The sequence below is a fragment of the Streptomyces sp. CMB-StM0423 genome, from assembly GCF_002847285.1.
Lineage (GTDB): Bacteria > Actinomycetota > Actinomycetes > Streptomycetales > Streptomycetaceae > Streptomyces.
The window spans coordinates 5047899-5071599 of the sequence record NZ_CP025407.1; the positions used below are offsets into that span (position 1 = coordinate 5047899).

Annotated in this window: 18 protein-coding genes and 1 tRNA gene; 8 read left to right on the forward strand and 11 right to left on the reverse strand. The window is 72.3% G+C overall.

The genetic code is table 11. The features are described from left to right. Window positions 1–4: 4 nt before the first annotated feature. Both CXR04_RS22040 and CXR04_RS22045 read right to left on the reverse strand, forming a co-directional pair. A complete protein-coding gene (locus CXR04_RS22040; RefSeq protein WP_101424037.1) occupies window positions 5–1018 on the reverse strand; it encodes an SDR family NAD(P)-dependent oxidoreductase in 1014 nt (337 codons plus the stop codon). Window positions 1019–1189: 171 nt separating this feature from the next. Next, the gene (locus CXR04_RS22045) at window positions 1190–2179 is read right to left on the reverse strand and encodes a helix-turn-helix domain-containing protein (protein WP_101424038.1); all 990 of its coding nucleotides are present in this window, start codon (window positions 2177–2179) and stop codon (window positions 1190–1192) included. 293 nt (window positions 2180–2472) lie between these two features. On the opposite strand from CXR04_RS22045, the gene CXR04_RS22050 reads away from it, so the two are divergent. Beyond that, a complete protein-coding gene (locus CXR04_RS22050) occupies window positions 2473–3078 on the forward strand; it encodes a TetR/AcrR family transcriptional regulator (RefSeq protein ID WP_101424039.1) in 606 nt (201 codons plus the stop codon). Between the two features lie 326 nt (window positions 3079–3404). Then, window positions 3405–4994, forward strand: coding sequence for a prenyltransferase/squalene oxidase repeat-containing protein (locus CXR04_RS22055; protein ID WP_159072373.1), 1590 nt, complete (start codon window positions 3405–3407; stop codon window positions 4992–4994). Window positions 4995–5168: 174 nt separating this feature from the next. Here CXR04_RS22055 and CXR04_RS22060 read toward each other — a convergent pair whose 3' ends face one another. Then, window positions 5169–6068: an aromatic prenyltransferase gene (locus CXR04_RS22060; RefSeq protein WP_101424041.1), complete on the reverse strand. Its 900-nt coding sequence runs from the start codon at window positions 6066–6068 to the stop codon at window positions 5169–5171. 502 nt (window positions 6069–6570) lie between these two features. Between CXR04_RS22060 and CXR04_RS22065 the strand changes: the two genes are divergently transcribed. Together CXR04_RS22065 and CXR04_RS34945 are read left to right on the forward strand one after the other, a co-directional pair. After that, the gene (locus CXR04_RS22065; protein ID WP_101424042.1) at window positions 6571–7206 is read left to right on the forward strand and encodes a hypothetical protein; all 636 of its coding nucleotides are present in this window, start codon (window positions 6571–6573) and stop codon (window positions 7204–7206) included. Further along, the gene (locus CXR04_RS34945; protein WP_159072374.1) at window positions 7203–7388 is read left to right on the forward strand and encodes a hypothetical protein; all 186 of its coding nucleotides are present in this window, start codon (window positions 7203–7205) and stop codon (window positions 7386–7388) included. Before CXR04_RS22065 ends, CXR04_RS34945 begins: the two co-directional genes overlap by 4 nt. Before the next feature lie 32 nt (window positions 7389–7420). On the opposite strand, the gene CXR04_RS22070 is transcribed toward CXR04_RS34945, so the two are convergent. The 4 genes from CXR04_RS22070 to CXR04_RS22085 all read right to left on the reverse strand — a co-directional run bounded on the left by CXR04_RS22070 (window position 7421) and on the right by CXR04_RS22085 (window position 12763). Continuing rightward, on the reverse strand, window positions 7421–8323 hold the full coding sequence (locus CXR04_RS22070) for an aromatic prenyltransferase (protein WP_101424043.1): 903 nt from the start codon (window positions 8321–8323) through the stop codon (window positions 7421–7423). 25 nt (window positions 8324–8348) lie between these two features. Continuing rightward, the gene (locus CXR04_RS22075) at window positions 8349–8768 is read right to left on the reverse strand and encodes a TetR/AcrR family transcriptional regulator (RefSeq protein ID WP_159072375.1); all 420 of its coding nucleotides are present in this window, start codon (window positions 8766–8768) and stop codon (window positions 8349–8351) included. A gap of 43 nt (window positions 8769–8811) precedes the next feature. Continuing rightward, window positions 8812–9711, reverse strand: coding sequence for an aromatic prenyltransferase (locus CXR04_RS22080; protein ID WP_159072376.1), 900 nt, complete (start codon window positions 9709–9711; stop codon window positions 8812–8814). Between the two features lie 490 nt (window positions 9712–10201). Further along, window positions 10202–12763 (reverse strand): SdrD B-like domain-containing protein, encoded by a 2562-nt coding sequence (locus CXR04_RS22085; protein ID WP_101424046.1) that lies wholly within the window; start codon window positions 12761–12763, stop codon window positions 10202–10204. 133 nt (window positions 12764–12896) lie between these two features. Here CXR04_RS22085 and CXR04_RS22090 point away from each other — a divergent pair, with 133 nt between their 5' ends. Continuing rightward, window positions 12897–13742, forward strand: coding sequence for a hypothetical protein (locus tag CXR04_RS22090; protein WP_442802395.1), 846 nt, complete (start codon window positions 12897–12899; stop codon window positions 13740–13742). A gap of 7 nt (window positions 13743–13749) precedes the next feature. Here CXR04_RS22090 and CXR04_RS22095 read toward each other — a convergent pair whose 3' ends face one another. Then, a complete protein-coding gene (locus CXR04_RS22095; protein WP_101424047.1) occupies window positions 13750–15090 on the reverse strand; it encodes a right-handed parallel beta-helix repeat-containing protein in 1341 nt (446 codons plus the stop codon). Window positions 15091–15178: 88 nt separating this feature from the next. Here CXR04_RS22095 and CXR04_RS22100 point away from each other — a divergent pair, with 88 nt between their 5' ends. After that, window positions 15179–16339 carry a Dyp-type peroxidase gene (locus CXR04_RS22100; protein ID WP_101424048.1) on the forward strand — a complete coding sequence of 387 codons (1161 nt, stop codon included), beginning with the start codon at window positions 15179–15181 and terminating at the stop codon, window positions 16337–16339. A 153-nt stretch (window positions 16340–16492) separates the two neighbouring features. On the opposite strand, the gene CXR04_RS22105 is transcribed toward CXR04_RS22100, so the two are convergent. Further along, window positions 16493–16568, reverse strand: a tRNA-Arg gene (locus CXR04_RS22105). Window positions 16569–16747: 179 nt separating this feature from the next. Here CXR04_RS22105 and CXR04_RS22110 point away from each other — a divergent pair. Together CXR04_RS22110 and CXR04_RS22115 are read left to right on the forward strand one after the other, a co-directional pair. Beyond that, window positions 16748–18904, forward strand: coding sequence for a DUF6351 family protein (locus CXR04_RS22110; protein ID WP_101424049.1), 2157 nt, complete (start codon window positions 16748–16750; stop codon window positions 18902–18904). Window positions 18905–19004: 100 nt separating this feature from the next. Beyond that, window positions 19005–20294, forward strand: coding sequence for a DUF2510 domain-containing protein (locus CXR04_RS22115; protein ID WP_101424050.1), 1290 nt, complete (start codon window positions 19005–19007; stop codon window positions 20292–20294). Between the two features lie 88 nt (window positions 20295–20382). Here CXR04_RS22115 and CXR04_RS22120 read toward each other — a convergent pair whose 3' ends face one another. Further along, window positions 20383–22293 (reverse strand): AMP-dependent synthetase/ligase, encoded by a 1911-nt coding sequence (locus CXR04_RS22120; RefSeq protein WP_101424051.1) that lies wholly within the window; start codon window positions 22291–22293, stop codon window positions 20383–20385. Window positions 22294–22318: 25 nt separating this feature from the next. After that, window positions 22319–23659 (reverse strand): acetyl-CoA C-acetyltransferase, encoded by a 1341-nt coding sequence (locus tag CXR04_RS22125; protein ID WP_101424052.1) that lies wholly within the window; start codon window positions 23657–23659, stop codon window positions 22319–22321. Between the last annotated feature and the right edge of the window lie 42 nt (window positions 23660–23701).

Consider the following 23701-nt stretch of genomic DNA (forward strand, 5'->3'; position numbering starts at 1 on the left):
CGGATCAGGCCCGGCTGGACGCCGTCCCGAAGGCGTCGACGCCCGTCAGCTCCGCCGACAGCGCCCACAGCCGGGCGGCCTGGTCCGGGTCGGTGGCGTAGTCCCGTACGCCCGCGCGCAGTTCCTGCTCGCCGCCCGCGCCCGCCCGCTCGGCGACGTCGCAGTCCTCGCAGTACACGCCGCCCAGGCCGGCCAGGCGCGGCGAGGTCGCCGCCCACACCTGGGTGGCGGCGCCCTGCTCGGTGGTCTTGAACGCGGCGCTCATGTTGCCGTCCTCGTCGATCCAGCCCTGCGCGATCTGCTCCTCGCGGGGGACGTGGCGGCCGAGCTCGGTGAAGATCATCCCGGGGTGCACGCTGAACGCCCGTACGCCCGCGTCCCGGCCGAGGGCGTCGAGGTGGACGGCGAAGAGCGCGTTCGCGGTCTTCGACTGGCCGTACGCCAGCCACTTGTCGTACGGCTCCGCGCGGAACTGCGGGTCGTTCCAGCGGATACCGGAGAGGTGGTGGCCGCGGGAGGACAGGGCGACGACGCGGGCGCCGCCGTCGCGGACGAGGGCGGGGCGGAGGTGGCTGGCGAGGGCGTAGTGGCCGAGGTGGTTCACGGCGAACTGCCCCTCCCAGCCCGCCGGTCCTACGCGGGTCTCCGGGCTGGCCATGACGCCGGCGTTGTTGACCAGCAGGTCGAGGGAGCGGCCGGAGGCGAGGAACCGGTCGGCGAAGCCGCGGACGCTGTCCAGGTCGGCGAGGTCCATCTCGTCGACCTCGATTCCGCCGGGGCCCTCGCCCGCCAGGCCGGCGAGCGCATGCTCGGCGGCGTCGCGCCGCCTGGCCGGTACGACGACGCGGGCTCCGGCCCGTACGAACGCGCGGGTCGTCTCCAGCCCCAGACCGACGTAGCCGCCGGTGACGACGGCGAGCCGGCCGCTCAGGCCGACGCCTTGCAGGACGTCGGCGGTGGTGCTCCGGGCGCCGAAGCCGGAGCCGGTGTGCTGCTGCGGAGTGGTCGTGTGGGTCATGTCGCGGACGCTACGACTTCGAGGGCGCTCTCACGCAAACCTGACACGGGCGGGTTGCCGGGAGGGTCCCGGGCCTCGGTTCCGGTCGTTCTCCAGGGGCGCGACCAGCCGGTGGTCGGCGCGGGCCCCAGACCTTTCGGACGTACCCGAACGACGGCGCACGGGTTCCGCTCACGCCGTGGCGGGCACGGTGTCCCCGGCGAGCAGCGCCGTGCCGAGGGGCGTGAGGGAGTGGTGCACCCGGTTGCGGAAGCGCGTGCTGGTGATCAGCCCGGCGCGGCGGAGCACCGCGGCGTGCTCGCTCGCCGAGGAGGCCGACACCCCCGCGCGGCGGGCCAGCTCCGAGGTGGTGCACAGGCCGCCGAGGCTCTGCAGCACGGCGGCCCGGGTGTGTCCGAGGAGCTGCGCGAGGCTCTCGGCCCCGGCGGCCCCCGCCGCGCCGCCCGTATCCCGGTCCACTGGGGGCCGCGCCGGGTAGACGAGGATCGGCGGCAGCGACCCATCTGCCAGCGCGACCGGCAGGTGGCGGCAGAAGTACGACGGCACCAGCACGAGCCCGCGCCCGTCGAGATGCAGATCGCGGTCGATCGGGTAGTCCACCGTCAGCACCGGCGGGCGCCAGCGCAGCAGCGAGCCGAAGGTGCGCAGCATCGCGTCCGTGCCCGCGACGCTCTGCGTCTGCGCCCGCCACAGCCGGTCCTGTTCCGTACGCCGGCCGATCCACGGCCACGCGGGCCGCAGCACCGACGCGTGGTACGCGCGCAGCGCCCGTCCGAGCCGCCGCAGGCTCTCCGGCTCGCCCTCCGCCAGCGGCCGCATCCACGCGGGCGGCGTGGCCCGTTCCACCAGCCGGGCCAGCTCGGCGCGCAGCCGCTGCCGGGGCGTGGACAGCACGGCGTCGATGCCGGACTCCAGGCCGCCGAGCGAGGCGGCCGGGGTGAGGAAGTCGGGAAAGTAGCCGCGGGGCGGCATCACCGGCCGCAGTATGCGCAAGGCGGCTCTGCCGTGGCCGCACTCCCGCGTACGCCAGGCGCGCAGCGCCGGGTCGGGGCGCTGCTCGGTGAGCTGGTGCACGCTCAGGACGGTCTCCCACAGCGGGTCAGGGCCGTCGGCGATCCGGGTGCGCGCCAGGTCGGCGGCGGTGAAATGCACGCGTAGCAACTGACCTCCCCGTGTCGTGTCCCGTCTCCGGGCACGTACCCCCGTACCCCGGACCCTGCTGCTCCGGGCCTGGCCGGCGGTGCGTGGCGGACCCGGTCCCCTGTTCCGGGCCCGCCGGCACCGACGGTGTGGAACGGCCGGGGAACGACCGTTCTCCGCTCAGAGGGTAATGTCGAGAACGGTCGTTCTCAAGCGGCCGGACGCCGCCGCGACGTGATCGGGACAGAGCCGGTACGTTGTGGGCGGCGCAGCGGGACGTGACGGCGGGCACGGGCGGAACGGGAGCAGCGGACATGGACGACGCGGGCAACGAGGTCGCCCGGGAGCGCGTACTGGAAGCCGCCGACCGGCTCTTCTACGCCCACGGCATCCGCGCGGTCGGCATGGACCGGATCCGCGACACCGCCGGCGTCTCCCTCAAGCGGCTCTACCACTGCTTCGCCTCCAAGGACGAGCTGGTCGAGGCGTACCTGCGGCGGCGCGACCGCTGGGTGCGCGCGGAGCTGGCGGAATTCGTCGCCAAGGAGGCCACCGGACTGCCGCGGGAGCGGGTGCTGGCGGTCTTCGACTGGCTGGAGTGGTGGTTCGGCCGACCGGACTTCCGCGGCTGCCCGTTCACCAACGCCTTCAACGAGATCGGCGCGGACAGCGCCCGCGCCGCCGCCGCGGTCCGCGACCACCAGCTCGCCGTCAGCGCGTACCTCCGCGGCCTGATCGCCGCCACCGGGATATCCGACCCGGACGCGGTCACGAACCGCTTCCTGATCCTGTACGCCGGTTCCCTCACCTTCGCCGCCATCTCCCGCAGCACGGAGCCCGCGCGGTACGCGCGCGAGACGGCGGCGGCGATCCTGCCGCCGGCGGGAACGGCGCGGCAGATCAGGGAACAAGGGGCATGAGGGCCGGGCCGAAGGGCTGAGATCAGGCCGCCCGGGGGGCCGTTGACGCGGAGATCATGCCGTGTCACACTTCCGGCAAGTCTCCCCTGTCCGAAATCGGTTATGCGGAGGGTGAGATTCCCCCCTCTCCGGGGTGACGGTTACCGCCGCCCCCTGTCGGCGCTCTTCGCCGCCGCTCCCCGATTTCGCAAGGCTTTCGGCTTTCAGGCCCTCCTCCGGAATGCCTGAGACCGCCTGTCCTTCCCCTTCGCATCTCGCAAATCCGCTACCCGGTCCGCTGTTTCAGCGGGCCGGGTTTCTTTTGCCATTCCGAAAGGAAGTCCTTGATGACTGATCGACTGGTGGGTTCCGCGGCCGACGCCGCCTCGCAGCCCGTGACAGGGGGTTCCGGCGGACAGCGGCCCGGGGTGCGGGAGGTACGGCGCCGTGTCGCGCGGCATCTGGCGGTGCAGGTGGACGGCGAGGGCGCGCTGAGGGACCGGTGTGCCGGCCGGATCATCGAGTCCGCGCTGCTGTTGCTGCTGCTGCGCAAGGAGCGTGCGCTGCCGCGGGTGCAGAAGGAGCTGCAGGAGTACCTGCAGCGGGCGCAGCCGAAGGGCACGCTGGAGCGGGTGGTCGTGGACGCGCTCTCCGGCCGGGTGTGCGAGGCGGACGAGCTGCTTGCGGGCCTGAGCGGGGCCCGGCACGGATCCGGGATGCGGAAGCGGCTGCTGCTGGACACGATTCTGGTGCTGTGCGGACTGCTGCCGGACGGTAAGCGTCCCGATCCGCGGGAGATCGCTCCGCGGCCGCAGGCGGTGTGGACGGAGCTGACGCTGTACGCCGCCACGATCCTGTACGTCCACGACAACGCCGGAGCGGGCGCGGACGCGGACGAGTCCGGGCAGGAGCCGGCGGAGTACCAGGAGTTGCTCGTACGGCGGCTGGCGGCCTTCCCGGCGCGGCGGGTGTGGGAGGGGAACGCGCTGTGCCACCTGGTGGCGCTGCACGCCCTCCACACCTTCCGGCCGGGTTCCGAGCTGATGCGGGAGGGGATCGAGGCGCTGGCGCGGCTGCGCGGCCCGGACGGCGGGGTGCCGTTCATCGACGGGCAGGAGGTCTTCGTGACCTCGCTCGCCGGCTCGGCGCTGGCGTCGGCGCCGGGGCACGAGCGGCTGGCGGCGCGGATGGGGCAGTACCTCGCCTCGCGACAGCACTTCGACGGCGGCTGGGGCTACAACGAGGCGACCACGCAGACGGATGTCGACGACACCGCCCGGTGCGTGGAACTCCTGCGGATGCTCGACGCGCGGCGGTACCGCCACGGCATCGCGGCGGGGGAGGAGTACCTCTGCTCGCGGACCAACGAGGCCGGCGGCTTCCCCACGTATCTGCGGGGCCACACCTCGGACCTGGACATGACGGCCGGCGCGGTGATCGCCATGCCCTGGGACAGCTACGGGGACATGCTGGCCCCCGCGGTCGGCGTCCTCATCGACGCCCAGCGGCAGGACGGCAGCTTCGAGCCGAGCTGGACGCTGAGCAGGTCCAGCGCCATCCTGCGCATCCTGGACGCCCTGGCGTGCGTACCGGCCGCGGAGACGGCACTGCACCGGCGCGCCGCCGAAGCCACCGCCAGGGCCGTGGCGTTCCTGGACGAGAGCCGCGGCAGTGACGGCGGCTGGGGGCACGCACCGGGCAAGGACAGCGACGTGCTGTCCACCGCCCAGGCCCTGGCCACCCTCGCCCGGCACGCGCCCGGGACCGATCTCGCCAAGCCGCTGGCGTACCTGACCGACCAGCAGCACGACGACGGCGGCTTCAGCTCGATAGCCGACCAGGCGGGTCCGCGTCCGCTGCCCTTCGACTTCCCCGTCCTGGCCGACGTCCAGGCCCTGACCGCACTCAACCGCCTCATCGCACACAACGCCGCCTGACCGGCAACGCACTCCGGCACGGGCCGGCGCCGCCAGCCACCAGGCGGTTCGGCCCGGTGAACGGAGTGCTGCCGGCGGCGGTCGAGGGCCGCACCGGCGATGAGGCCCTCGACGTCGCGCCCCGGCACGACCCCGGCGGTCATCGGGTCCGGAGATCCGCCCGCCGCCCGTACGTCAGCTCCCGCGGCGTACCCGGTCGTGCGCGGCCGTGGCCATCTGGTAGTACGTCGCGAGCTTGTAGTACTCCCCGCCGGACGTCAGCGCGCCGGCGAAGACGAGCTTGCGATCGCCCTCGTAGGTGTACGGCGCCTTGGCGGCGAGCACGCCGAGCTTCGGTTCGACGTGCGCGGGGAGCGCCCCCGGGTCGGTCGTACGGGTGGAGAAGCTGACCCGCTCGATCTCCGCGTCGTCCCAGCCGAAAGTCGGGTACAGCGCGGACGAGGTCCCGGCGAAGTCCAGGAGCTGTCCGCTCGGCTCCGGCAGCCCGAAGTCCCGCAGCATCGCCTGGACGGTGGCGCGCTCGAAGTGCTCCGGGGACAGCCCGTTGAAGTACACGTTCCACGTCCGGTTCGCGTGGTCGATCGCCACGGTCGACACCTTGCCGTCCAGGCCGTACCCGACGAGCACGTCCATCCACTTGGCGAGCGCGGTGGACATGGCGGGTACGACGGCGAGCCGGCCCAGTTCCTGCAGCCGGCCCATCGGGAAGACGGCGTAGCTCTTGTTGAAGCCGCCGTTGACGCCGTAGTCGACGCCGTAGCAGTCGACCGGGAGCGCGGTCAGCAGGTCCGCGAACATGCCGCGGACCGGATGGTCCGTCTCCTCGGCGAGGCCGTGCTCCACGGCGCGCTCATAGGGATTGCCGTCGGCCAGCGGCACCGTGAAGTCGAAGGAGACGTCCCGGATACGGCCTCCCTTGTTCACCGCGTTGAACACGATGGTGGAGTCGGTGGCGACGTTCGGGAACGCCGCCAGCAACGCGGACATCTTCTCGGGCGGGCAGTCCACGCCCACCAGCCCGGCCGCTTCTTCCGCAGCCGCACACAAACGCTCGATCCCAGGATTTGCGATCATTGCTCCCCCACAGGGCGATGTGAAAAGGACCTGCCCGCTGCTGTTCCAGCAGGACATCGGATAGCGAACACAGGCGGCCGACCGCGCCGGCTTCGGCCGTGGCCGGGAGCAGGACCGTGCGTCCTGCGGCGCGGGGCCGGATTCGTAAGTCCCCCATCGGCGCCGGCTCTTCCGGTTTACGGACCGCCGCACTGCCGGGATTCTCCGGGGGAATCTCACCCTCCGCATTTCCTCATCCGGGCAGGGGTGACGTGCCCAAAGTGTGACACGGCCCGGACCTCCACGCCAGCGAAGCCGGCGGCGGCCCGGACCGTACCGACCCGCGTGCGTGGCGACGGCAAGCCACCGGCAAGTCACCCTCAAGTCCGGCAGGTCAGTCTGGGAGCCGGCAACCGGGACTACGGGCGCCGGGCGGGTGTCCGAACCGGCCGACTGCCGCAGTCGGCGCGGGTCCCTCGGGGGCGGCGGTTTTCGAGGCGATGGGTCAGACGGAGGGGCTTCGATGCCGTTTCATCCCTGTACGCGAGGTCATGCGCGAAGAACCGGCGCTGCTGCGCCCTCTCTGCTGTGCGACCCCTGCATCAGGCAGGTCGGGCGTCACCTGCGGGAGCTGGCAGGACTGCACCGGGAGTGCCTGTACCAGGCGTCGCCGACGGCGCCGACCCGGTGGCGTAATCCGACGAAGGTCTCCACGAGCCGCCGCCTCGACTATCCCGACATCTCGCTGCTGGACACGCGGCAGCGCATCTCCTCCCTGCTGGAGTCGTGGTCGGGGACGGTCGTGGCGAAGCGCAGGGCCGCCGCGCCGAAGCGAAGCGTGCCGCACCTGGCGGTGTTCCTCGCCGGGCAGTTGGACTGGATCACCGCCCAGCCCGCGGCGGCGGACTTCGCCGACGAGGTCGAGGCCCTGGTCAAGGAGCTGCGGCAGACCATCGATCCCGAACCGGGCGGGTACTTCACCCTCGTGGAAGAGTGCGTCCAGGACGGCTGCGGCGGGACCATCACCGCGTCGCTCAGAGCCGGCGAGCCGGTGCCCGTGCGGAGCATCGCCTGCTCGGCGGGGCACGCCTGGGCGCCGCACGAGTGGCTCCTGCTCGGGCAGCTCGTGGAACGGCAGCGAAAGGGCAGCGAGGCGTGAGCAGACCACCGCACCACAGGCTCGTTCCGACCAAGGTGGCCGCGCTGGCCATGGGGGTGTCGGAGGCGACGATCCGAAAATGGGTGAGCCGGGGGAAGCTGACCCGCTACGGTGCGCCGAACCGCCGCTCGCACTTCGACATCGAGGAACTCACCGCGCTCTCCGCGCAGCGCCGGCCCTGAGCCGGGCGGACCTGGTCCGCCCGGCTGGTTCGCTAGCCGGAGGCGGGGGGCGCCGTGGTGTGCATGTGGTTCACCAGGCGCGGGCGCCACTGGTAGTACGACTGGACCTTGCAGTACTCGCCGTCGCCCGGCGAGGTGGCGACGTAGACGGCCTTGGGGTTGTCGGCGCCGTACGGGATCTCCCGCAGGAAGTGCTCGATCTTCGGCTCCACCCGGTCCAGGATCGCCAGCGGGTCGGGGGTGATCGCCGAGTAGCAGAAGCGCTCGATGTCCGGCGAGTCCCAGCTCAGGGTGGCGTAGAAGCCGAACGCCTGCTGGGCGAACTTCAGCAGGTGCTCGCTCGGCTCCGGCATGCCGAGGTCGCTCAGCATGGACCGGACGGCCGCCGGCGTGAGGCAGTCGTCCACCTCCCCGAAGTACACGTTCATCGTGCGGTGCCCGTAGTCCATGCCGATCAGGGTGATCTTCTCGGCCAGCCCGTAGCGCTCGAAGAACTCCATGTTCCCGGCCACGCTGGGCGGCATGGAGGGGAGGGCGGCGAGCTTCGGCAGGCTCTGCATCTGCTCGCCGGGGAAGCACGACCACGCCTTCTGGAAGCCGCCGACGAGGCCGAAGTCGATGCCGTAGCTGCCGATGGGGAACCGGCCCTCGATGTCACCGAGGAGCGAGTCGATGGGGTGGTCCGTACGCGGCAGGAGGCCGTTGGCCTGCGCGAGCGCATGCGGGTCGATGGTGCTCGGGAGCATCATCATGTGGCAGTTCATCTCTCCGGCGTGGCGCGCGTCGGTCGCCACCCGGAAGAGGATCGCGGCCTGCGGGAGCAGTTCCTCGAACGCGCCGAGGATGGGCCAGACCTTGTCGCGCGCGCAGGGCACGTCCACGAGCCCCGCGGTCTTCTCGATGGCGGCGTACAGGTTCTCTGCCGAACCGGACATGATTCTCCTGTCGTTGAAGTCGCCGTTACTCACTCAGGTAGCCCTGGAGCGTGGGCGCGAATGTCTCGACGAGCTCGTCCACCGACGCAGAAGCGATCGGCTCCATCTTCAGCACGTAGCGCAGCATGATCAGCCCGACGACCTGCACCACCAGCGCGTTGAGCCGCAGCCGCGGTACGTCGACGACCTCTCCCAGCCGGATGACGAGCAGGGCGGAGAAGTGCTCGCGCAGATACTCCGCGCCTTCTTCGCTGCTGGTCGCGGCCTCGACCCGGGCCAGGAGCCGCGGCCGCAGCTCCGGGTTCTCCCAGGCCGTCAGGGACATGCGCAGCAGGTTCTCGCCGAGCTGCGCACGGGGCCCGGAGACCGCCTCCTGGAAGAGCGCGTCGGCCCGCGCGGCGAGGTTCCCGGGGGCGGCGCTTCCCGCCTGAGCGGCTTCGGACATGGTGACCTCCAAGTCTCGGGTGCGGCGTCCTGCCGCCGGGTTGTCAGTCGCTCCGGGTGAGTTTCCTGAGCATGGGCGAGAGCTGGTAGTAGGAATTCGCCTCGACGAACTGCTCTTCCGGCACCCACTTGACGGCGATCAGATTCACCCGCTCGCCCTCGTACGCGAACGGCGCCTGCCGCACGAACCGTTCCATGTGCGGATCCATGGGGGCCGGGATTTCCGCGGGCTCGAATCCCGCACTCGGCGGCGGGGCGAGCGCGACCCGGAAGATGTGCGCGGAGTCCCAGCCGAGCGTGATGTTCGCCCGCATCGCCGCGCTGACATACCGGAGCACGGCTTCGTCGGCCTCCGGCATTCCCATCTCGCGCAGCATCGAGGCGATGGCGCGAGGCTCGGGCCGGTTGTCCGGGGCGAACTGGAAGTACAGATTCATCGTGTTCGCACGGTAGTTGACCCCGACCATCGCCACCTTGTCGAGCCCGTAGCGCGTGAAGAGCCCCGCGTTCTCGGCGACCGCATCCGGCATCGACGGGATGTCGGTGAGCGCCGCGAGCGGCTGCAAAGCCTGCGGGAAGTGCGCGTAGAGCTTCTTGAACCCGCCGACGACCCCGGCGTCTATGTAGTACTCCTGGACCGGGACACGCGCGCTGACATCGGACAGCAGGGCACCGACGGGATGACCGGTCTCGCCGACGAACCCCTTCGCCAGCGCGTACGGGTACGGATTCCCGATCTCACCCGGAACCCTGAAACTGAAATCCAGCTCAGCCGCGTTACGCTCACCGCTCTGCACCCCGAGGACGACCAGATCCTCACCCAGCACGGCCCCGAACGCATCCAGCACGGGCCGCACCTTGTCGCGTACGCAGACGGCACCCACGAGCCGGGCGGATTCCTCCAGCGCCGAATACACTTCTTCCACTTCGGTCTTGTCTGCCAACATTTCCTCCCTGTGCGAGTCATTCGTGTGCGGGCATGGCAAAGCCGCCACCGGGTTACGTCCCGGACGGCGGCGTAGAAACGTGACTGTGAAATGTGTGGGGGGAGAGGGCCGGAAGACGGCCTCACAGAGAGCTGCATCCCGAAGACGGCACCCGCGACGCCGGGTCGCGGGGAGGGGGAAGCCGACATGCAGAAGCGCCGGGAAATCGGGACAAGGGCCCGAACCTCAGCGGCGCAATCCTATTTGTAGATTCTTCAGCCCCCGCCTGTCAACCCCCCTGCACCGCAACGCGGCACACCCAACAAACCGGAACAACACCCTTCGGTAACCCAGCGGCGATTGCAGAACCCGCAACGCCGCAGTGCCCATTGTCCCTCTGGAACCCCGGCGCCCGCGCGAAACTCCGCGACCGAAGCCCTGCCTGAACGGAGGGTGTCCATGCCGACGGGCCGGTGCGATCGCACCGGCCCGTCGGGGGGTTCGGGTGTCAGCGGTGCCTGGCGCGCCTACGACGGCTGACCAGGACGGCTGCCGCACCCGCACCGGCCAGCAGGGCGGCGAGGGCGAGAATCTCTCCCAGGCCGGACGAGCCGGTGTCGGCGAGCGAACCCGGTTTCCGGTCGCCTGCCGGCGCCGGGGTGTTGGGCGCCGGGCCCGTCGGGGGCGCCGGTGACGGTGTCGGGGACTCGGTTCCCGGCGGCTCGGTTGCCGGGGGATCGCTTGCCGGCGGGTCGGTTTCCGGGGGCGTGGGTGTCGGCGGGGTGGGTGTCGGCGGTGCCTCCTCCGGAACGTACACGCCGGCGTCGATCGTGTGATCAACCCCTCCCGGCCTGGTCGGCGCGGTGACCGGGGCGTACCCGTTGCACAGCCGGCCATTGGCCGGCGGGGTCACATTGGAGTCGTGCACCCGGTCGTCACCGGCCCGCGGCAGGGTGAACCGCAGGTCGTCGGCGGCCGGCCGGCCCGGCACCTCGCCGGTGTCCGCCGTGCACACATCGAACTGCACGGTGTACTTGGCGCCCGGAGTCAGCTCGTACTCCGCTCCGGCACCACCGAAGTAGTACTCACCGGCGGCGTCGGTCGTGGTCGTGGCGACCTTCTCGCCGTCGGCGTCCAGCAGGTTGATCGTCGCGTCCGGCAGCAGCACGTGCCCGGCGTCCTGGACGCCGTTGTGATCGCCGTCGAACCACACCACGTTGCCGATCTGGATCGGTGCGTTCGCCGCGGCGTACGCGATGTCGCCCAGGCCGCCGGCCTTGCCGAACCCGTTCTGGTTCGGACCGACGAACTGGTAGGCGTTGGCCGCCGGATCGTTGCCGGGGCCGAGGCCGGTGGCGACGTCGTAGTAGCCGGTACCGCTGGTGATGACCTGGCCGGTCGGGTCCATCTGCGTGCTGACGGCCCACTGCTGCTGCGGGATGTAGGCGACCGATCCCAGCGAGGACTCCTGGTGCGGACCCGGTTGGGTCGCGGAGCCGCCGTTCGGGAAGAAGTCACCCGGGAAGTACTCGACGACGCCGCTGGGCTGGGCCCCGTCAAGGGTGGGGTCCGTGGCGTGGTCGGGGCAGTTTCCGGTGCCTTCCCACTCGTACCCGCCGGTGGGCGTGGCGCAGGCCATGTTGATGTCGCCGCCGGACATGCCGTTCTGCGGGGTGTCGTTGCCCGGCCTGGGATCCAGCCCGCCCCAGCTCACGACGTCCATGAACCGGTCGCGGAAGCCGAGGATCAGCGAGCCTTCGCGGGTGAAGGCCAGACTGGCCAGCTCCGGCTGCGGATCGATCATCGCGCCGCTCACGTTGAAGGCGTCCCAGTCCTCCAGAGAGGTGTTCCACGGGTTCCAGTGGTTGACCTGGTCGCGCCCGGAGTTGCTGGTGAGCACGCTCCCGCGCTCGAAGTCCAGCGGCTGGGACAGGACGGTGGTGAACTCCTCGCCGTCATAGGTGGCGACGACGGCCTTCAGGTCCGCGCGGTCCTGAGTGCTCTCCGCGCTGCAGACGCCCCCGACGTAGAGGGTGTTGTTGTGGGTGGCGACGCTGAACGGGCGCCAGTCGTCGGCCGACGCGCAGCCCGGGTCGGGGATCGGCACGGTCGCCTTGGGCGCGGAGGCCGTGGGCTTGGTCGCGTCGAAGCTGACGAGGCTGCGGGTGAGCAGGTTCACCGCGTACAGGGTCGAGCCGTCCTCCGACAGGTCCAGGCTGCCGATGCTCTCCTTGCCCGGTGCGTCGGTGAACCCGGCGTCCTTGATCAGGTTGCCGGTGTCGTGCGGCGTCTCCGTGGCGCCCGGCACCTTCGCGAACAGCTTCGGGGCGCCGCCGCCGTCTGCCGGCACGGTGTAGATCGCGTCACCGCCCTCCGGCCCGTACTCGGTGTACCGCCGGGCGAAGGCCGACTGGAAGAGCTGGTCGCGGTGCTTGTCGTAGGCCAACCCGTAGGTCGTGCCCACCTGGTCCTGCGTGTTGAGCACCTCCGGGCATGCCTGCTGGTCGGGGCAGTTGCCGCGGACGTCCGTCCCGAACGCCACCAGTGCCCGGGTGTCCGTCCCGCCGGCACCGCTCTGGATCGGCACGAAGTAGCGGGAATCGGGCAGTGCGTAGTCGGCCGGGTCCCAGACCCCGGTGATGACCGAGTCGTCCTTGCCGTCCGAGACGTCCACGAACGTGGTGAAGCTGTCGAAGTGGTTCGGCGCGGTCGAGGCGGGCGCCGCCCGCAGGTAGTCGCTGTAGGGCGCCGGGACGGTGACGTCGACGCGGTAACGGCCGCCGGTCAGCTCGCTCGACGGCGGTACGACGACCTTTCCGGTGGCGTCCGTGACGCCGGTGACGTGATGGCCGGCGGGGTCGCTGACGTCGACCTTCATTCCCCGCTGCGGCACGTCCATGGTCGAGTTGATCACGCCGGTGCCGAAGAAGTCCCGCAGCACCTGGACGGTCAGGCTGCCGTCGGAGGCCGAGGCGCTGGCCTGCCCGGCACCGGTCAAGAGCGTGCCCGTGCCGCCGCCCACCAGTAAGAGGGCGGCCAGCCCTGGACGCACCACTCCACGTAATGGCATGGCATTCCTTTATTTGTTCGATTCCAACGCCAAATCGGCATATTGCAGGTTGAGTTTATGGGTTACCGAGGGTCATGTCCGGAGAACGCAGAGTTTGCCCGCGGCTCCGTGGGACCTGTTACAGTCGCGCCGCGTGCGGAGCATCAGAACGCGGAGCATCGACACCAAGCGGGGTCCCATAGGACGCGAGGCGGGCCGGCGCCGCCGGTGGCCAAGGTTGCGCTGGGCGGCAGCCGCCGCCCTCGGCGTCACCGCTGCCGCCGTCACCGCCTTCGTCCTCCTCGGCGACGGCGATTCCCCCACCGCCCCACGGGCGTTGACCTCGGAAGAGGCGAACCGGCTGGCGGTCACCCGGTTCCTCAACTACCAGGCGGGCGGGCGGGCGGTGACGATCACGGTGCCGAACGCCACCGGCGGGCTGGTGATCACCGGGTCCATCGACTACCGCACCCACACCGGTTACGGGGTGGTGCGCGGCACCGGGCGCGACACGTCCAGTGACGGCCTGATCCAGTGGACGGCCACCACCGTTCTCGTCCACCCCATGACGGACCCCCCGGCGGTCGCACCGGCGTCGCCGCCCGCGTCCGGCTGGCACAGCCGTCCGCTGCAGCTGACCGGCACGGCCCTGGACACCTCGCTGGGCATCGCACTCGGCCTCGGCAGCGACCGGCCGGAGAACGCCGCGCTGCTGCCGCAGAACGGCGCGGCATGGGTCGGGCGGGACGAGGTGCACGGCCATCGGACGGACATCATGAACGGGCCGGACGCCGGCACCGAGGCCGGTTCTTCCGGCAAGGCCGGTGCGTCTGCCAAGGCCGGTGCGTCACCGACCGTGCGCTACTGGATCGGCGCGGACGGCACCATGTACCGGGTCCAGGTCGGCATCGCCTCCGAGTCGCAGCCGGTGGTCTTCGACTTCGACGACCGGACGTACGTCCCCGTCAAGCCGGTACCCGGCCTCACACCGGCGCCGTAGCCGCCGCTCACGAGGCCCGCACCCGCGCACGGTCGGCGAGCAGCGACTCCGGCGGCAGCGCGATGTCCGCGATCTCCGGCAGCGCCGGAACGTCCGGCACGGCGGTGGCGCCCGCGGTGGTGGCACGCGGGAACTCCGGCTGCGGACCCGGCGCGGCCACGTCGGTGAACGGGATGCCCGCGGGCCCTGCCGCGCTCCGCCAACTGCCGGAGGGTGTGGGTGATGTGGCGGGAACCGGGCAGGACGCGGTGTCCACGAGCCCGGTGGGTACGGTCTTTTGAAGCGCGTTCCCTTGCAGGCAGTTGCCCTGCCCGCGGGTGGCGGTGGGGAACGTCGAGCCGACGTCGACGCCGTTGGCGGCGAAGGTGTTGTCCGTGACCCGGTTGCGGTCCGCCGTCAGGTCGGCGGTCGCGGTGATCACGAGTCCGGCGTTGGTGTTGCCGGTGATCCGGTTGCGGATGAACCGGTTGTCGCTGCCGCCGTCGACGCCGATGCCGATGCCCCAGCCGCCGTCGGCCTGTTCGGGCGTCTGCGGGTGCTGATTGTCCGCGATCAGGTTGCCGGCGACGACGGCGTCGCGCTGTGGGAGCAGTTTCTCCTGGTGGTCGGAGCTGGTGGTCAGCCCGACGCGGTTGCCGACCAGGCGGTTGCCGGCGACGTACATCTCGCCGCTGGCGTTGGTGCCTTCGTAACCGACCGCGTTGAGTTCGGAGACGTTGTCCCGTACCACGATCCGGCACGGCTTGCACTGGCCGACATAGATCCCCGAGTCCGCCCCGCCCGATGTGTAGGAGTGCTCGATGGCGCCGTTCTGCGCGGAGAACGCGTAGATGCCGTACAGACCGTTGCGGGTCGCGGTCACATGCGAGACCAGGAACGACTTCAGGAGCCTGACGGGTTCGTCACCGGTGTCGTAACCGCCGCTGCCCGGCAGCCCGTCGACCGCCGCCGCCGAACCGGTGACCAGCACCCCGTTCTGCGTGTTCCCCCGCACGGTCAGGTTCTCCACGGCCACGCCGGGCGCGGTGACGACCACCCCGTTCGGCCGCCGCAACTGACCATCGACGACCACCTCGGCCCGGGACTCGCCCCGCAGCGTGATGCGGGCCGTGTCGAGCTTCACCGACTCGCGGTACACACCCGGAGCCACCAGCACCAGGTCACCGGGCCGGGCCAGGGCCACTCCGGCCGAGATCGTCGGGGCGTCGCCGGGCACGCGGATCGTCACCTGCGCACCGTCCGGCCGCCGGCCCTTGTCCGATCCGCCGTCGCCACCGCTGCTGCAGCCGGCCAGCAGGGTCAGTGCGCCCAGTAACGCCGCCATCACGCGAAGTGCCGATCGAGACATGGTGGCCAGTCTGGCACGAGGACGAATTCCCCGCCGGAACAAGGCGGTTGAGGGGCAGATGCGAGGCAGGTGTGACACTCTGCACATCATGGACCGCGTCGATCGCCCCCCGTCCCGCCGCGCGTTCCTCGACGTCACCGGTGCCACGGTGGCCGCCGGTCTCGTCGCCGCCGGGTGCTCAGGGGGCTCCGCCGGGCCGGGCCGGCCCGGTCCTTCCGCGGCGGCCGAGTCCACGTCCGTTCCGGCGACGGGCCGGCATCAGGCGGGCGTCACGTCTCCCGGGTCGGCCCAGCGCAACCTGCTGGCCGTGGTGGCCGACCTCGGCACCGCGGTGTCGCCGGGCCCGTTACTGGCCGAACTCGGCGAGGCCGTCCGCAGCCTCACCGCCGGGTCCGACCCGCGGCTGCTGGGCCTGTCCCCGGGTGACCTGACCGTGACCGTCGGCGTGGGTCCGCGGCTGGTGCGGACGGCGGATGCCTCACTGCCCGGCGCGGTCGACCTCCCGAGGTTCTCCCGCGAGCGGATCGCTCCGCAGGCACGCGGCGGTGATCTGCTGTTACAGATCTGCGCCGACGACGCGCTGCTCCTGCCGGTCGTCGCCGCCGCGCTCCTGGACCAGGCCGGCGACCGCGTCCGCGAACGGTGGCGGCAGTCCGGACGCCGCGGTACGGACGTGCCGGTCGCCAAGGGCCGTACCGCACCGCGCAACCTGCTCGGTTTCATCGACGGCATCGTGGGCCCGCACACGGACGCCGAGCAGGAACGTGACCTGTGGCTGGCCGGGCCGCCCGCGGTCGCCGGCGGCACCCTGGCCGTACTGCGGCGCATGGAACTCGCCCTGACACGGTTCGCCGCCCTGTCCGTCGCCGAGCAGGAGGCGGTCTTCGGGCGGCGCCGCGCCAGCGGCGCACCCCTCTCCGGCGGCACCGTCGCCTCCGGCCCGGAACTGGGCGCCAAGACACCCGACGGGCGCTATCTGGTCCCCGTGGACGCCCACGTGCGCAGGGCGAACCCCACCGCGGTCGGCGTCGGCCACATGCTCCGCCGTTCCTACAGCACCGACGAGCCGGCCCCCGGCCTGCTCTTCATCAGCTTCCAGAACGACCTGCGGACCTTCACGGCCACGCTCACCCGCATGGACAATTCCGACGCACTGCTGCCCTTCACCACCACGACGGCCGGCGCGACCTTCCTGATCCTCCCCGGCTTCGACCGGCAACACCCGCTCGGTTCCTCCCTGTTCCGCTGATCCGGCCGCGCGGGCTGCTTCCCCGCGCTAGCCGTCGGGTCGCCGTTCGGAGACCGACTCCCCGCCCGCGCACGCAAACGGCCCCGGACGAGGAGTCCGAGGCCGAGCGAAGCCCTTCCTGGGGCGGAGCCCCCAGGCCAGAGAGGTAATACCTGGTGCCCCCGGCAGGATTCGAACCTGCGACACCCGCTTTAGGAGAGCGGTGCTCTATCCCCTGAGCTACGGAGGCGGGGCGGGGCGGAGGCCCGGCCACCCGCGACAGTGTAGCGGGTGGCCGGGGTGGGGTCGGGCCCCGTGTGGGGTGGTGGGGGTGGGGCGGAGCGTGGTCGTGCGACGCGGTGTCTTTTCGGGGTGGAGTTGAACGCGTACGGTCAAGTTGTAGGCCGCAACGAACCGGAGGACCCCTGCATGCGCCCACGCCGTGCTCTGCTCGTCCCCCTCTCCGCAGCGCTCGCCGCTCTCCTCGCCCTCCCGCTCACCGCCCAGGCCGCCGCCCCCCAGGCATCCCAGCGCATCGGCCTCGACGTGCTCTCCAGCCGCCCCGGCTCCGTCACCGGCGGCGACGCCCTGCTCCGCGTCGCCGCCCCCGACCCCGCCGCCGTGGAGATCCGGCTCAACGGGGAGGACGTCACCGCGCTCTTCGCCCCCGATGGCCCCGGCGCCGTGTCCGGCGTCGTCGACGGGGTACGCGACGGGCGCAACACCGTCACCGCCACCGCCCCCGGCCACCGCGCCGCCCGGCTCACGCTCACCGGCCACCCCGCCGAGGGCCCCGTCTTCTCCGGGCCGCACCAGCAGCCCTTCGTCTGCGAGACCGGCACCTTCCGGCTGCCCGTCGTCGGCGGCACCCTCGGCGACCCGCTCGACGCCGACTGCTCCGCGGAGACCCGCGTCGACTACTTCTACCGGAACACCGCCGGCGTCTACACCGCCTGGCCCGCCGGCGCCACCGGCTACCCCGCCGACGTCGGCCGCACCACCACCTCCACCGGCCGCACCGTCCCGTTCATCGTGCGGATGGAGACCGGCACCGCCAACCGCGGCATCTACCAGTCCACGATCCTCCACGACCCCCTCGCCGAGCCGGACCCCGATCCCCGCACCCGCCCCGCCGGCTGGAACGGCCGCGCCGTCTACACCCTCGGCGGCGGCTGCATCGGCGGCTGGTACCGGCAGGGCAACACCACCGGCGGGGTCACCGACACCCACATGCTCGGGCGCGGGTACGCCGTCATGTCCTCGTCCCTCAACGTCTTCGGCGCCAACTGCCACGACCTCACCGCCGCCGAGACCGCCATGATGGTCAAGGAGCGGTTCACCGAGGCGTACGGGCCCGTCGACCACACCATCGGCTTCGGCTGCTCCGGCGGCTCGTACCAGGCGTACCAGATCGTGGACAACTACCCCGGCATCCTCGACGGCATCCTGCCCGCCTGCTCCTTCCCCGACGTCGGCTTCGCGATGACGAACAGGGTCACCGACACCCGGCTGCTCACCGAGTACTTCGCCGGGGACACGGACCTGGCCTGGACCGAGGAGCAGAAGCGCGCCGTCACCGGCTTCGCCTCGTACGCCGTCGCCACCGGCACCCAGGGCGACGCCACGCGCATCGACCCGACGGGCAACTGCGGCGTGCTGCCCGAGGAACTGCGGTACGACCCGGAGACCAACCCCCGCGGCGCCCGCTGCGACCTCTACGACCACGCCATCAACGTCTACGGCCCCGATCCGCGCACCGGCTTCGCCCGCCGCCCGCTCGACAACGTCGGCGTGCAGTACGGCCTCGGCGCCCTCGCCGCCGGGACGATCGGCAAGGAGCAGTTCCTGGAGCTGAACGAGCGCGTCGGCGGCTACGACCACGACGCCCGGATCGTCGACGCCCGTACCACCGCCGACCCGATCGCCACCCGCACCGCGTACCGCACCGGCCGGCTCACCAACGGCGGCGGGGGTCTCGCGGACGTGCCGATCATCGAGTACCGCGCGTACGTGGACGACGCCCCCCGCGGCGACACCCACCTGCGCTACTACTCGCTGTCCATGCGCAAGCGGCTGGCGAAGGCCAACGGCACCGCGGCCAACATGGTCTCCCTCATGGAGGACAACCGCTACGGCGGCCAGAGCACCGCCAGCCCCCTCGTCCGCCACTCCCTCGCGATGATGGACCGCTGGCTCACGAACCTCGACGCCGACACCTCCGCCGCCCCGCGCATCGACAGGATCGTGGCGGCCAGGCCCGCGGAGCTGCGGGAGGGCTGCAACACCCGGGACGCCGAGCCGCGGTTCGTCGCCGAGGCGCTGGACCGCGACCCGGACAGCACCTGCGAGCGGCTCTACCCGTCGAACTCCTTCCCGCGCGAGGTCGCGGGCGAGGACATCGCCACGGACGTGATCAAGTGCCGTACGGAGCCGCCGCGGCGGGACACGTACGCGAGCGAGTACGGCGTGACGTGGACGGACGCCGAGTGGCGGCGGCTGCGGGCCGTCTTCGACCGGGGCGTCTGCGACTACTCCAGGACGGGGGTGGGGCAGCAGGGGCTCGCGGGGACCTGGCTCTCCTTCTGAGCGCTCCCCGGGACGTCTTCTGAGGGTTTGCGCAGTTGGCCGGGCATAAGGTTCAGACCGCTCTCATCCGGTTCTCAGGGAGCCTCGATAGCCTGCATGCATGAGTGGTATGGCACCTGCAGGGTGGTATCCCGACCCGGACCGCAGCGACGACGAGTCGCCGAGGGAGCGGAGGTGGGACGGTGAAGGCTGGACGGACGAGGTCAGGCCCGCTGCTGTCGCCGCAGATGTCCCTGCGCAGAGCCCCGATGGGGCCACCGGGGCCGACGGGGCCGCCGACGGGGCTGCCGACGGGGCCCGGGGCCCTGACGGGCCCGCGGCGCCCCCGGCCCCCGGTGCCGCCCCGCAGGACGCTCCGGCCGGCGGCATCCCCGGCGGCATGCCTCCGCCCGGCGGTATGCACGGGGCGCCCACCGAAGTCATATCCGGCGGCCACGCCGAACCGCTCGGCCCCGAGGGGCCGTACGCCAAGAAGCGCTGGACGGGCAGGCGCCCGCTCGCGCTCGGCATCGCCATCGGCGTGGCCGCCGCGGCCCTCGTCGGCGGCGGCATCGCCGGCGGGTACGCGATGTGGGGCGACGACGACGGCGACAAGGCCGGCGGCGGTGGCCCCGTGGTCTACGGCCCGGACGGCGAGCCCCGTTCGCCGGCCCCCGGCGAGGGCCCGGGCGGCGGGCCCGACGGCGGCTCCGGCGGTTCCGGCGGCGGCCCGGGCGGCGGGCCCGGCCAGTCGCCCGGGCCGCAGGACCCCGAGGGCGGCGAGGAGGACCCCGGCAACCCCGACGGCGGGCAGCCGCCGATGGAGATCCCCAGCGAGGACGGCTTCGCCACCGACCTGGCCAGCGGCATCAAGATCCCGGTGCCCGACGGCTGGAAGGGGCAGTCCGGGCAGATAGGCGCCTCGGTGTCGGTCGGCGAGTACAAGTGCCCGACGTCGCCGAAGGACACCTGCGTACGCGGCGGGGTGAACTCCGCGCCCGCCCTCGCCCTCGGCATCGACGCCACCAGCCCGAAGAGCATCGCCGAGAAGGACATCGAACCCAACGCGGAGGCGTCGTACGGCGACGAGGCGTACGGCGGCATCACCTCGCACGACGAGGTGGAGTCCGGCGAGGTCGAGGTGGCCGGCGAGGAGGGCTACCTGGTGCGCTGGAAGGTCGTGACGAAGGAGGGCGACGACGGCTACGTGCAGTCGCTCGCGTTCCCGTCCCCGGCCAACCCGGACACGCTGGTCCTCGTCCGGGCCGGCTTCGACATCGGCGACGAGGCGCCCGCGCTGGACGAGCTGGAAGAGATCACGGACGGCATCAAGAAGTCCGAGGGCGGCGCGGGCCTCCCGGGCGGCGGCCAGCCGGCGAGCTTCACGCCGGCGGCGGCCGCCCGGAGCTGAACCACGGCGGACACCTCCGGGACGCCGTGCGGCGCGCCCGGGGTCGTATCCGTACGACCCCGGGCACCGCCGGGTCCGAGGCCGCGGCTCACCCCTCGTACAGCCCCTCGATCTCCCGCTCGTACGCCGCCTCCACCGCGTGCCGCTTCACCTTCATCGACGGGGTCAGCATCCCGTTCTCCTCCGTGAACTCCCCGGCCACGATGACGAACCGGCGGATCGACTCCGCCCGCGACACCGCCTCGTTCGCGTAGTCCACCGCCCGCTGCACCTCCGCCCGCAGCTCCGGGTCGTCCCGCAGCTCCGCGAGCGGCGTGTCCCGCGGCCGCTTCCGTACCGCCAGCCAGTGCCCCAGCGCCTCCTGCTCCAGCGTCACCAGCGCCGCCACGTACGAGCGCTTGTCGCCCACCACCAGCACCTGCCCCACCGGCGGCCGGCTGCGCAGCCGGTCCTCCAGCACCGCGGGCGAGACGTTCTTGCCGCCCGTGGTGATCAGGAGGTCCTTCTTCCGCCCGGTGATCGTCAGATAGCCCTCCTCGTCCAGCGCGCCCAGGTCGCCCGTCGCGAACCAGTCGTCCGGCAGCACCTCCGCCGTCGCCTCCGGGTTCCGCCAGTACCCGCCGAAGACGATGCCGCCCTTGATCAGCACCTCCCCGTCGTCCGCGATGCGCACCGCCGTCCCCGGCAGCGGCCGGCCCACCGTGCCGGGGCGGGGGCGCAGCGGCGGGGTGATGGTGGCGGCGGCGGTGGTCTCGGTCAGGCCGTAGCCCTCGTAGATGACGATGCCCGCGGCGTAGAAGAAGAGGTTGAGGTTGCGGTCGAGCGGGGAGGCGCCGCTGATGGCGTAGTGGAGCCTGCCGCCCAGCTCCTTGCGGATGCGCCGGTAGACCAGCAGGTCGTACAGGCCCCACGCCAGGGAAAGACCGGGCCCTGGGCCCTTGCCGGTGCCGAGGAACCTGTTCAGGTGCGCCTCGCCGAAGCGCACCGCGATGCGGTCGGCGCGGTCGAACGACGAGCCGCGGCCCAGCTTCTCGGCCATCTCCCGGCCGGTGTGGTGGATCTTCTCGAAGAGGTACGGGACGCCGACGAGGAACGTCGGCCTGAAGACCTTGAACTCCGGCTGCAGCTCGTCGGGTTTGATCGACGGCCAGTGGCCGATCTCGATGCGCGCGGACAGGCAGGCGATCTGGATCGCCCGGCCGAAGATGTGGGCGAGGGGCAGGAAGAGGAGGGTGGAGGCGGTCTGCCCGGTGACCTCCTTGAAGATGGGGTGCAGTAATTCGACGCTGTTGGCGGCCTCGGCGTGCAGGTTGCCGTGGGTGAGGACGCAGCCCTTGGGGCGTCCGGTGGTGCCGGAGGTGTAGCAGAGGGTGGCGATGGTGTCGGGGGTGAGGGCGGCGCGGCGCTTGGCGATCTCGTCGTCGGACACGTCGCGGCCGAGGGCCTTCAGCTCGTCGAGGCAGCCGTCGTCGAGCTGCCAGACGTGCGCGTCGGAGGCGGCGGTACGGGCCGTCTGCTCGTTGGCGGCGGTCTCGGCGACGACGAAGCGGGTACCGGAGTCGTGCAGGATCCAGGCGACCTGGTCGGCGGAGGAGGTCGCGTACACCGGTACGGACTGGCCGCCGGCGGCCCAGACGGCGAAGTCCAGCACGCACCACTCGTAGCGCGTACGGGACATGATCGCGACCCGCCCGCCGGGTTCGAGCCCGGCGGCGACGAGGCCCTTGGCCACCGCCGTCACCTCGTCGGCGAACGCGCGGGCGGTGACCGGGACCCAGCGGCCGCCGGTCTTGCGGCGGATGACGACGGCGCCGGGGTCCTCGGCGGCGTTGGTGTAGGGGATGCCGGCGACGGCGCTGCCGCTCTCCGGGGCCGGCGCGGCGAGCCGCGGGACGGTCGCCTGGCGCACGACGCCGTCGTCGGTGCGTACGTCGACGGGGGCACGCCCGGCGAGGTCAGAGCGCTTACGCGCGGCCTTGAGATCCTTCCGTACGCCCACGATTGCTCCTTCGGTTGGCGGAGGTTCACGCTTCGAGCAGCGCCGTGACGCCCTGGCCGCCGGCGGCGCAGACGGAGATCAGTCCGCGGACGGGCCGGGCGCCGGCGGCCGTGCGCTCCGCCGCCCGCTCGTGCAGCAGCTTCGCCAGCGTCGCGACGATCCGGCCGCCGGTCGCGGCGAAGGGGTGCCCGGCGGCGAGCGAGGAGCCGGCGACGTTCAGCCGCTCCCGGTCGACGGCGCCCAGCGGCGCGTCGAGGCCGAGGCGTTCCTCGCAGAACGCAGCGTCCTCCCACGCGGCGAGCGTGGCCAGCACCTGGGAGGCGAACGCCTCGTGGATCTCGTACAGATCGAGGTCCGCCAGCCCCAGTCCGGCGTCGGCCAGCAGCCTCGGCACGACGTACGCGGGCGCCATCAGCAGCCCGTCCGGGCCCTCGGTGAAGTCGACCGCGCCGGTGCGCGCGTGCGTGAGGTACGCGAGCACCGGCAGCCCGCGCGCGGCGGCCCACTCCCCGCTCGCGAGCAGCACGGTGGCCGCGCCGTCGGTCAGCGGGGTCGAGTTGCCCGCGGTCATGGTGGCGTCCGGGTCCGCGGCGCCGAACACGGGCTTCAGCCGGGCCAGTTCGGCGGGGGTCGAGTCGGGGCGCAGGTTCTGGTCGCGGTCGAGCCCGCGGAACGGCGTGAGCAGGTCGGCGAAGAAACCCGCGTCGTACGCCGCGGCCAGCCGGCGGTGGCTGGCGGCGGCCAGCTCGTCCTGCGCGGCGCGCGGCACCCGCCACTCGCGGGCGGTCAGCGCGGCGTGCTCGCCCATCGAAAGCCCGGTGCGCGGCTCGGCGTTGCGCGGGATGTCGGGGACGACGTGCCGCGGGCGGAGCCCGGCGAGGGCGGCGACGCGGCGGGCGGCGGAGCGCTGCCGCCGGGCGTGGAGGAGGACGCGGCGCAGGCCGTCGTTGAGGCCGAGGGGCGCGTCGCTGGCGGTGTCGACGCCGCCGGCGACGCCCGCGTCGATCTGGCCGAGCGCGATCTTGTTGGCGACGAGGAGCACGGTCTGGAGGCCGGTGCCGCACGCCTGCTGGACGTCGTACGCGGGGGTGCGGCGGTCGAGCCTGCTGCCGAGGACGACCTCGCGGGCGAGATTGAAGTCGCGGCTGTGCTTGAGCACGGCGCCGGCCACGAACTCGTCGAGCAGCGCACCGCGCAGCCCGTACCGCCCGACGAGGCCGTCGAGGGCGGCGGCGAGCATCTCCTGGTTGGACGCGGTGGCGTACGCGCCGTCCGCGCGGGCGAAGGGGATCCGGTTGCCGCCGACGATCGCGACGCGCCGCACGCCGCCGCCGGTCCGCCCGCCCGTTCCCGCCGGTGCCGTCATCGCCGTGTTCCCTCCCTCGCCTCCCCGCGGCTCCTTGTGCGG